At 45.9% G+C, this 7,646-nt stretch carries 10 protein-coding genes; 4 read left to right on the top strand and 6 right to left on the bottom strand.

All coding sequences use genetic code 11. The features are described 5' to 3' along the window. Window positions 1-222 (top strand): hypothetical protein (locus PF479_RS09435; protein WP_298005432.1); only part of this gene is annotated, 222 nt, incomplete at its 5' end. On the opposite strand, the gene PF479_RS09430 is transcribed toward PF479_RS09435, so the two are convergent. The 4 genes from PF479_RS09430 to PF479_RS09415 form a co-directional block, all read right to left on the bottom strand. Next, window positions 219-1,100 carry an MYG1 family protein gene (locus tag PF479_RS09430; protein WP_298005430.1) on the bottom strand — a complete coding sequence of 294 codons (882 nt, stop codon included), beginning with the start codon at window positions 1,098-1,100 and terminating at the stop codon, window positions 219-221. The two genes, PF479_RS09435 and PF479_RS09430, sit on opposite strands and share 4 nt — an antisense overlap. A 4-nt stretch (window positions 1,101-1,104) precedes the next feature. Then, window positions 1,105-1,725, bottom strand: a complete 621-nt coding sequence (locus PF479_RS09425) for a hypothetical protein (protein WP_298005427.1) — start codon at window positions 1,723-1,725, stop codon at window positions 1,105-1,107. Window positions 1,726-2,094: 369 nt separating this feature from the next. Next, window positions 2,095-2,874, bottom strand: a complete 780-nt coding sequence (locus PF479_RS09420) for a hypothetical protein (RefSeq protein ID WP_298005426.1) — start codon at window positions 2,872-2,874, stop codon at window positions 2,095-2,097. A gap of 190 nt (window positions 2,875-3,064) precedes the next feature. Further along, on the bottom strand, window positions 3,065-3,304 hold the full coding sequence (locus PF479_RS09415; protein ID WP_298005423.1) for a hypothetical protein: 240 nt from the start codon (window positions 3,302-3,304) through the stop codon (window positions 3,065-3,067). A gap of 237 nt (window positions 3,305-3,541) precedes the next feature. On the opposite strand from PF479_RS09415, the gene PF479_RS09410 reads away from it, so the two are divergent. After that, a complete protein-coding gene (locus PF479_RS09410) occupies window positions 3,542-4,459 on the top strand; it encodes an alpha/beta hydrolase (protein ID WP_298005420.1) in 918 nt (305 codons plus the stop codon). Continuing rightward, a complete protein-coding gene (locus PF479_RS09405; RefSeq protein ID WP_298005417.1) occupies window positions 4,456-4,824 on the top strand; it encodes a hypothetical protein in 369 nt (122 codons plus the stop codon). Before PF479_RS09410 ends, PF479_RS09405 begins: the two co-directional genes overlap by 4 nt. On the opposite strand, the gene PF479_RS09400 is transcribed toward PF479_RS09405, so the two are convergent. Beyond that, the gene (locus PF479_RS09400; RefSeq protein WP_298005414.1) at window positions 4,813-6,108 is read right to left on the bottom strand and encodes an OmpA family protein; all 1,296 of its coding nucleotides are present in this window, start codon (window positions 6,106-6,108) and stop codon (window positions 4,813-4,815) included. The genes PF479_RS09405 and PF479_RS09400 overlap by 12 nt on opposite strands. Continuing rightward, a complete protein-coding gene (locus PF479_RS09395; protein ID WP_298005411.1) occupies window positions 6,105-7,229 on the bottom strand; it encodes a hypothetical protein in 1,125 nt (374 codons plus the stop codon). The genes PF479_RS09400 and PF479_RS09395 overlap by 4 nt, the downstream gene beginning before the upstream one ends. A 68-nt stretch (window positions 7,230-7,297) precedes the next feature. On the opposite strand from PF479_RS09395, the gene PF479_RS09390 reads away from it, so the two are divergent. Then, window positions 7,298-7,646 (top strand): hypothetical protein (locus tag PF479_RS09390; RefSeq protein ID WP_298005409.1); only part of this gene is annotated, 349 nt, incomplete at its 3' end.

The following is a 7,646-nucleotide window of genomic DNA, read 5'->3' as shown; positions in this document are numbered from 1 at the left end:
TATTTTATGGGAATGGGAAAAATAATGAATGGTCTCCCCCTGAAAGTGGTGTTCATCCTCTCCTCCATGCCTGCCGGATTTCTGTCCATCATGCCTCCCAGTCTCTACAACCTGGATCTGGATTATGCCAATACGGGTTGGTTATCCACGATGATCGCCCTTATCGTGGTTGTACCCTGGCTTTATTTCTGCCTGCATTATATTATCCCCTACCTGATCTAAGCTTCCAGAACAGGCCGCTCGGGGAGGAGAGATTCTTCCACCAATCTGATCCACTCCTTGTCTGATCCTGAGATAAACTTTAGAAGGAATCCCCCGGGATGGCAGAATACGGTGTGATCGGGTCTGCAGAGAGTGAAATCCAGCAGATCCTGACCGTGTCCCGTTCTGAAAAGAGCCTTTCCTTTCAGGTTATTATCATCAAAGGAGGCCACGGCAATAATCTTATGTTCATCCACCATCTCTTTATCCGCTGAACGCAGGGGAGAGGTCAGTTCTTCCGGTGGCAACACCAGATAGTTAAGGACCTTATAAGACCCCAATTCCACGATTTCCGTATGTTCCGGCGACTCGAGCCAGATCAGAGCCTTATTCCGGAGATGCTCAAACTGGAGATTATCCTTGAGAACTTCCGTGACCATCCGGAGAGCATCAGTCGGATCCATTTCGAATCCTTTGGTGAGCAGTTTCTGAGAAAAAGACCAGTAGGACCGACTCTCATCCAGTTCCCGGAAATCATTCAGACTCTGCAGCCCCTGCGTGTCCACCCGGGAAAGGAGTTGAATTGACTCATGGAGTCTTGAGTTTTTCAGCTCTGGAAAAAACTCATCAAACAGGAGCAGCGCCGTGGAATCCAGGGCCCCATCATGATGATGATCAAACAGCTGCCTCTCCGGGTCATAAACCATGCCGCAATCGAGCACCCAGTCTCCCCCTTCCATCAAGCCGTTTTTCACCAGATTTTCCGCCTCCCGGCTGTCCATCCTGATGACTTCCTCAGGCTGCCTGTCCAGGAGAATGCACAGGAGAGCCGAAGCCACAAGTTCATCCATATGAGCCTTGCCGCTGTGTGTAATAATTCTAAAAGCATCATCTGTCATACGCCTATCCCTCCAGACTCATCATCAGAAATCCTGAAAAAGCAGCATTACTGGGGGAAAGCCCCGGGTCAACTTTAGCTTTCATCGCATTGATGAGGTCCCGGTATTCCCGGTAGAAAGCGTAATAGGGTCGGGGAGTGTAGACCAGATGATCCACTTCAAATGTTTTTAAAATACCCTTGGTTGTAGTTGGTTTGATAAAAATCTCCTTTTGGGGGCGCAGATAGGCCGGAACAACAGTCATAACCGTCCACTTAGCCATTTTGCCCAGACTCAGTATATTCAGAAGCCCGTTAAATCCCTTTTCTTCATCCAGGTAGAGCATCTCATACAGGTTTGCGCAAAGGGCGTCTTTTTCATGACTGTTCATAGACCGCACAAAATCTCGGAAGCGGGGTTTCTCAAAAACAGAAACCATTGAGGAAGAGGTCAAAATTTTAATCATTTTTTCAGATAATTCATCAGAGTTGGCAAATTGATCTTCACCAAAAGATGATTCAGCCAGAGCCACCATCTTATCCATCTTATGCTTCTTGCCGAGAATCACCATCTCGGGATCCTGAAATCCACCCGGATATCTTAGGAGGAAGTTCGCTTCCGCCTGTTTTAGTTTTTCCCAATTCATGGTGACTCCTTCCTTACAGTCAACTCACCTTAATGGATAGTTCCCGACTGTGCAATGAGAAAGAATATACAGGAAATATGTATTAATTTTAAGAAAGCACCGCCTGGAAATAAATGAAGCCAATATCAGCATTAAGATTGGAACCCAAAAAAAGCACAGAATAAACTGTGCTTTTTTTATGGGGATCGAACCCCGTCAAATCTCAAAAGAGATCTGTATAAAAAAACTATATTTCAGATCCTCTGCAAATTGTCGGACTATCTTCTTCTATCATAATCAAAACTCCTTAATGTGTGGATTTTGTTATTAAGAACCTACTCATATTGTACGCCTTGTAAGGACCGATTGCAAATTCATTCTCAAAAATTATTAGTACTTTAAAGAGAACTCCTTGTTAAAATTCTTTTGAAGAGAGTTATAGATAAAGGAACGAACTTTTGTTTTCATTTTATCTGATGAATCCAGCTTAAACAGGAAAACAAAAATAGTTCTTTCTCCTTCAATGATCCTGGTTCCCAACAGAATAGCATCCATATTGACGATAAGGACTCCTAATCGAAACTGGATATTTCTGATCAACTGATTCGGAACAAGATTACCCTGGTGATTATCCAGGATGCAGGAAAGTCCAACAGAGCTTATATCCTGAATATCCCCGGTCACTCTGGTTCCCATCAAATCAAAACTCAAAGTGCTCCTGACTTCATTGGTGCATTGATATCGGATAAATTTTCTTCGTCCCCTAACTTCATTGACATCCAAGACCTTCAACATCATTTCAGTGGCGGCGGCAACCCCTAATTTCAGTTGAATAAAACCACAACTGACTCCCAGATCCAGTAAATAAAGCTGCATTTTATCTTTTGTATTGATATTGAAAGAAAGAATTCCTAACTGGATTCCAGAGCATCGTTCATTCAGATTTCGAATAAATTCCTGCCATTCATATTCTGTCTGGGCTGTATCAATATTCAGAAAAAAAATGGAGTCGGGATAGTGTTCCTGAATATCAGGGATTCTCCGGAAATCCTGTAGAATATAAACCTCATATTCTTTATCAACCAGAATATTCAGTAAAAGACTTCCCACAATTTCCGGAGGGTGGACGAAAATTATTTTTTTACCCTGAAACTCTCTTTTTTCTTCCATATCAGCCTGTTTTGATGACGATTAAATATTTCCCCCACGGTAAAGGCCCTGGAAGGAATCAAAGTATCATTCTACCTTACTTAGAATAGATGAGGAATGCAAATCGATAATAAACCAATAGAATTGAGACTGTCCGGCAGTTCATCAAATGCTCGGAAATGGTAACCCCACCGGAAAAGAATCTTGAGTCTTATTGTCCATCTGCCAATAAACCGTTCAGCCTCCGGGATTCAAGCTCAGATTCAAGGGCCACCTTTTCAATTTCATCAATCAGCATGACCAGCTTAGAGTTCCCCTCAACATTGCGTTCTACTGAACCCATCAACTCTCTTGATAAAGCAACAAGAGTATCCAAAGCATTTTGAACATGGCTACTCTGGTTTGTATTCATACCAGCCAGGACCCTGGAAACATTGCCCATTTCATTCAAAAAATTCTGGAGCATCTCACTTTTAGCTAAATTATCCCTGGAACTTCTGTCCAGGTTTCTGGAAACCTGAAGACTCTCAAAGGCTAATGAAAAGGCCAGGCAGGGTTAGTTAAAAAAAATATGGAATGATCATTTTAACTCCATGAAATTTCCTTTACAAGTTCGAATCCTTTACATATGATTAAACCAGCCTGTCAATTTATTCCCCGCGCAGGTGAAAAGGCTGGATTTTTTGAAGTGAAATATCTGATTTCAGCTCTGATAGTTCTGATAACTCTGACCGCAGTTCTATTGCTTGTCAGCCCGGAAAAAAAGCGCATTACCAATACTGTCAGGAATGACTCAGGAAGTGAATTTATCCAACTATCCGAGGGGTGGACCGAATACGAACTGGCAGGGCCGGAAAATGGAGAGCCTGTGATATTGATCCACGGTCTTTCCGTGCCTATGTTTGACTGGGACAGGCAATTTTATATTCTGGCAGAGTCAGGTTATAGGGTCCTGCGCTACAATCATTATGGAAGAGGCCTGTCAGACCGCCCCCGGGGAAACTATGATGCCGGGCGTTATATCAGACAGATTGAAGACCTGATGGCATCCCAGAATTGGACAAGAACCCATATCATTGCTCATTCCATGGGGGGAGCCATTGCTGCAGAATTTGTAAAGGCCCATCCTGAATCTGTTGATCATCTGGTCCTGTTGGCTCCGGCACTGTATATGGCGGAAGGCAATACTGGCATAACACTGATCCGCATCCCCCTGCTGGGAGACATAATGGCCATGACAGCACTGTCGGGCCTGCTGGCTTCCCGGGCGGAGGCTCTTTTTGAAGCGGCCCGGATTCCTGAGGCAGAAGAATATAAGAATGCCTTCAGAGAGCAGATCGTGTACTATGGTTTTTCACGCTCCGTTAAATCGCTTTTCCGTCATGATCTGGTAAAAGATCTTTCAGATGCATACAGAACCCTTGATGGCAGAAAGACTCTCCTCATCTGGGGCAGCCGGGATGAATCCATCCCGGAAGATCATATTAAAACGATTGAATCTCTTGTCCCGGATTTAGAGCTGAAAGTTTTGGATGATGTAGGACACATGCTGAATATGGAAGCTTCCCAGACCGTGAATCCTCTGATTCTGGATTTTCTGAAATGAAGCATTGTATTGCAGCTCTGATGCTGATATTTACCGTAATAAGCCTGCCGGCAGAGAAGATGAAAACGAAAGAGGACTTCCTGCCTCCCCCTCCTCTCGAACAGCCCCTTCTGGAATTAGTTCCCGGGAGGATAAATCCGGAAACAGGAATATGGATCTCCACGGCAGGGATTCTCACTGGCATGGCCCTCTCCCTGATCACCACCCATAGCAGCCTCAACCTGATCATGGAGAATCCATCCAACCCCCGGGTTCAACAGAACATAGCCCTCACCGGAGCCTGTCTGATTGGAACAGCAGTCTGTACGGTCTTGCTGGATTTGTTCCTGGATAAAAGGGAAGAATCAAAAAAATTACTTCAGTAGAATAAACTCGACCCGCCTGTTTTTCCATCGGTTCTGTTCATCTCCGAAGGGGACAATCGGTGAGGAGCCGCCTTGTCCTGCAACGTCCAGGCGCTTCCAGGGAATGCCTTCATCAATGAGGACTCTCCTGACTTCCAGCGCCCGGGCCCTGGAAAGAGGCACCAGTTCTTCTTCCTGCTCCCGGTCTGCCATCTCGGGAGATTCCCAGTGAATCAAATTTCCATGGCCCTCGATCAAAATTCTGTATTCAGGAAATTTGCGCAGTGTGGCGGCAATTCGGACAATGATGTCCCTGTTCCGATTGCGCTCTTCTACACTGAGTTGTGTAAAATCGGCAGAGCCCGGGGGAAAAAGGATACTCGGAACTCGTATTTTCAGCTTACCCCCCTCCTTATACACAAAGACATCCGTCACAAAAGGACGAGTCCTGGTCTCGGGATTACCCAGAATGTCCCAAGTTGTGGCTCTCACCGAATAATCAGAAGCCGAGGAGACCAGTTCATGAGAGGACGAATAGCCGTCCCAATAGCACTGCGGGGGAGGTGTTCCTTGGCCGGAAAGGGAAAACAGCTCAGTTTGCTTTTGATCAAATATATTAATCTCCCATTTTTTAACCGATCGGCTATTCGTCAAGTCCATTCTGATCTCTAGAAGGTCCGCTTCTCCGTCTCCATCAGGAGAAAAATAATCCGGTTCCACTCTCAGCTTTAGACCGACGGGAGGAACAGCTACCATAAAAGGAATGGTATGTTTGATACCCATTTGAAAGGATAAATAAGGGGGAATATTTTTACTGAAAGGAAAAACCAGCTGAGCATCCAGAGTCAGATAGTTCCTTTTATACAGATGAAGGTCGGCAGCTGCTCCTGCAGACAAAGCCGATGAAAGGGTAAACCCCGTCTCATCGGCAGGCCACAATAGGGAAAACTCCGCCACCGGGTAAAGGCTCAGCAAAGAACTCAGGGGGAATCGGTATCCACCCTGAAGTGAAAAGGAGGGAAAGGGAAGAAGGCCGTTTCCCTCCCGGAGAAGATAATTATATCCCCCTGAAAACCCGAAACGGACTCTGGGAAAGAGATCCTCCGCCGTGAGGGACATTCCCAGTCCACCCCCGGAAGTCCCGGAAGCCAGAGGCTGTAGAAAGGCTGTTGAGAATCCGGGAGCCAGAGTCCAGGTCTTCCCGGGATAGACCTCCTGTGACTGTAGTGAAGAGAGGCAGGACAGCAGGAGCAGCAGAGTCATCACCCGGCGGACTGCTGCGGGATTTCTTCGCCCTGGGATCACAGGGAGACTCCCAGGGAAATCCCGGTGCTCAACCCGCTGGAAGGATCATACAGGATGGGAACATTAATGAACATCTTGCTGATCTCCAACTGAAACCCTGTAAAAAAATAGCCCATAAAGACCCGGGGAGAAGACCCTACCACCGAGCCGTCAATGCCAATAGACCCCTCCTCTTCCACAAGGTCTGAAAGGTACCCTCTGACGATCACATCATTATCGTTACTGAGGGCAATATCGGTACGACCAAAGGAGAGGCTGCACCCTGAGCCTATATATAAATGAAGAGTATCCATCAACCTGATCCCTGTTGTTACAGCAAAGATATAAGAACCCACATGAGACAGCATGCTTAAATCAACGACAGGATTCACCTCAACGGTCACATCCTGTCCCAGAAGAGGGCCTTTCCCGTCAGGATCCACTGTAAAATCCTGTGTGACCGTCCCAACCGAAATTATAGCCCCTAAGCTGTGATAGGCATAACTGCCTCCCATCTGCAGGTACAAAGGACTCCATCTGAAAACATTTTTTCTTCCAAACTCCCGGAATAGGGAATAACCCAGGGCCGTCTGTACAAAAAAATCGTTCAAATAAAAGGATTCACTCTCCAGCTTGGCATAACCGGCAGATGCAAAAAGGGACAAGCCTGGAACAAGCCTGTTCAAAGGTAAGGTCAGACTGGTATTGACGAGGCGGGCACTGATCCCTATTTCAAAATCATCCTCCTCATTCAAGTTGGAGAAACGTTCGCTCAGAGCAGATTCATCGAGAGTATAACTGTAAAAAGAGGCATATCCCCCCATAGACAGGGAGGTGCGGGATGCCAGAGGCAGTGTTCCCAGCATCGGAACAGTACTGACAAGACTGACAGCGTTCCCGAACCCTCTAGTCAGTTCCGGTTTTTCCAGCAGATTCTCAGCGAAGATCTTTACCTCATCAGCAGCCAGTAGGACATTTTCTGCCAGAACTCCTTCGAGCTGTGCCATCCCCGGCCCCAGTTCAGGAACCTTGATATCAACATTAAGATCGGCTGAAACTCGAACCGGGAGGAATGCAATGATAAGGAGAGACAAGAACCTGAAAAGATTCCTGGAAATGAGAGGGGCCGTTTTGATTTTCATTCCTTAATGAGATATATTATTCCATGCAAAGGCATTAATAAAGGCCTTCTGCCCCGAAGGAGTTCCTGATGATACGCTCTATATCCGTTTTTTTATCGTTATTCCTCCTTGTCTTTCAGGGATGCTCCTTTGATTTTCTGAATACAGAAGAATCCCCGGTCAATTCCTCCAGTTATACAAAATATGATTCGGAGGGGGATATCAAATATTGCTACGATAGTGAGGATGAACTTCTCTGGTATGAATACTATGACTTTAATGATCAGAATCAGTGCATTTTTCTCAAACACTGTCTCCCGTCGGGAGCCGTGGTCTGGTCTTATGTTTATTCCTGGACTGGCAGCAACCTGACAGGAGAAGCCTACTTCGGCAGCAGCAACACCCTGTCCTGGTTCAATAACTATAACTATAGTGGAA

The organism is Oceanispirochaeta sp. (genome assembly GCF_027859075.1).
Lineage (GTDB): Bacteria > Spirochaetota > Spirochaetia > DSM-2461 > DSM-2461 > Oceanispirochaeta.
Note: the sequence above shows the minus strand (reverse complement) of the source record. Positions and strands in the feature narration are given on the sequence as shown.

Excerpts from the sequence above, each read along its gene's own strand:
- PF479_RS09430 (WP_298005430.1), bottom strand. The coding sequence starts at position 1,100 with ATGACAGATGATGCTTTTAGAATTATTACACACAGCGGCAAGGCTCAT.
- PF479_RS09425 (WP_298005427.1), bottom strand. The coding sequence starts at position 1,725 with ATGAATTGGGAAAAACTAAAACAGGCGGAAGCGAACTTCCTCCTAAGA.
- PF479_RS09420 (WP_298005426.1), bottom strand. The coding sequence starts at position 2,874 with ATGGAAGAAAAAAGAGAGTTTCAGGGTAAAAAAATAATTTTCGTCCAC.
- PF479_RS09405 (WP_298005417.1), top strand. The coding sequence starts at position 4,456 with ATGAAGCATTGTATTGCAGCTCTGATGCTGATATTTACCGTAATAAGC.
- PF479_RS09395 (WP_298005411.1), bottom strand. The coding sequence starts at position 7,229 with ATGAAAATCAAAACGGCCCCTCTCATTTCCAGGAATCTTTTCAGGTTC.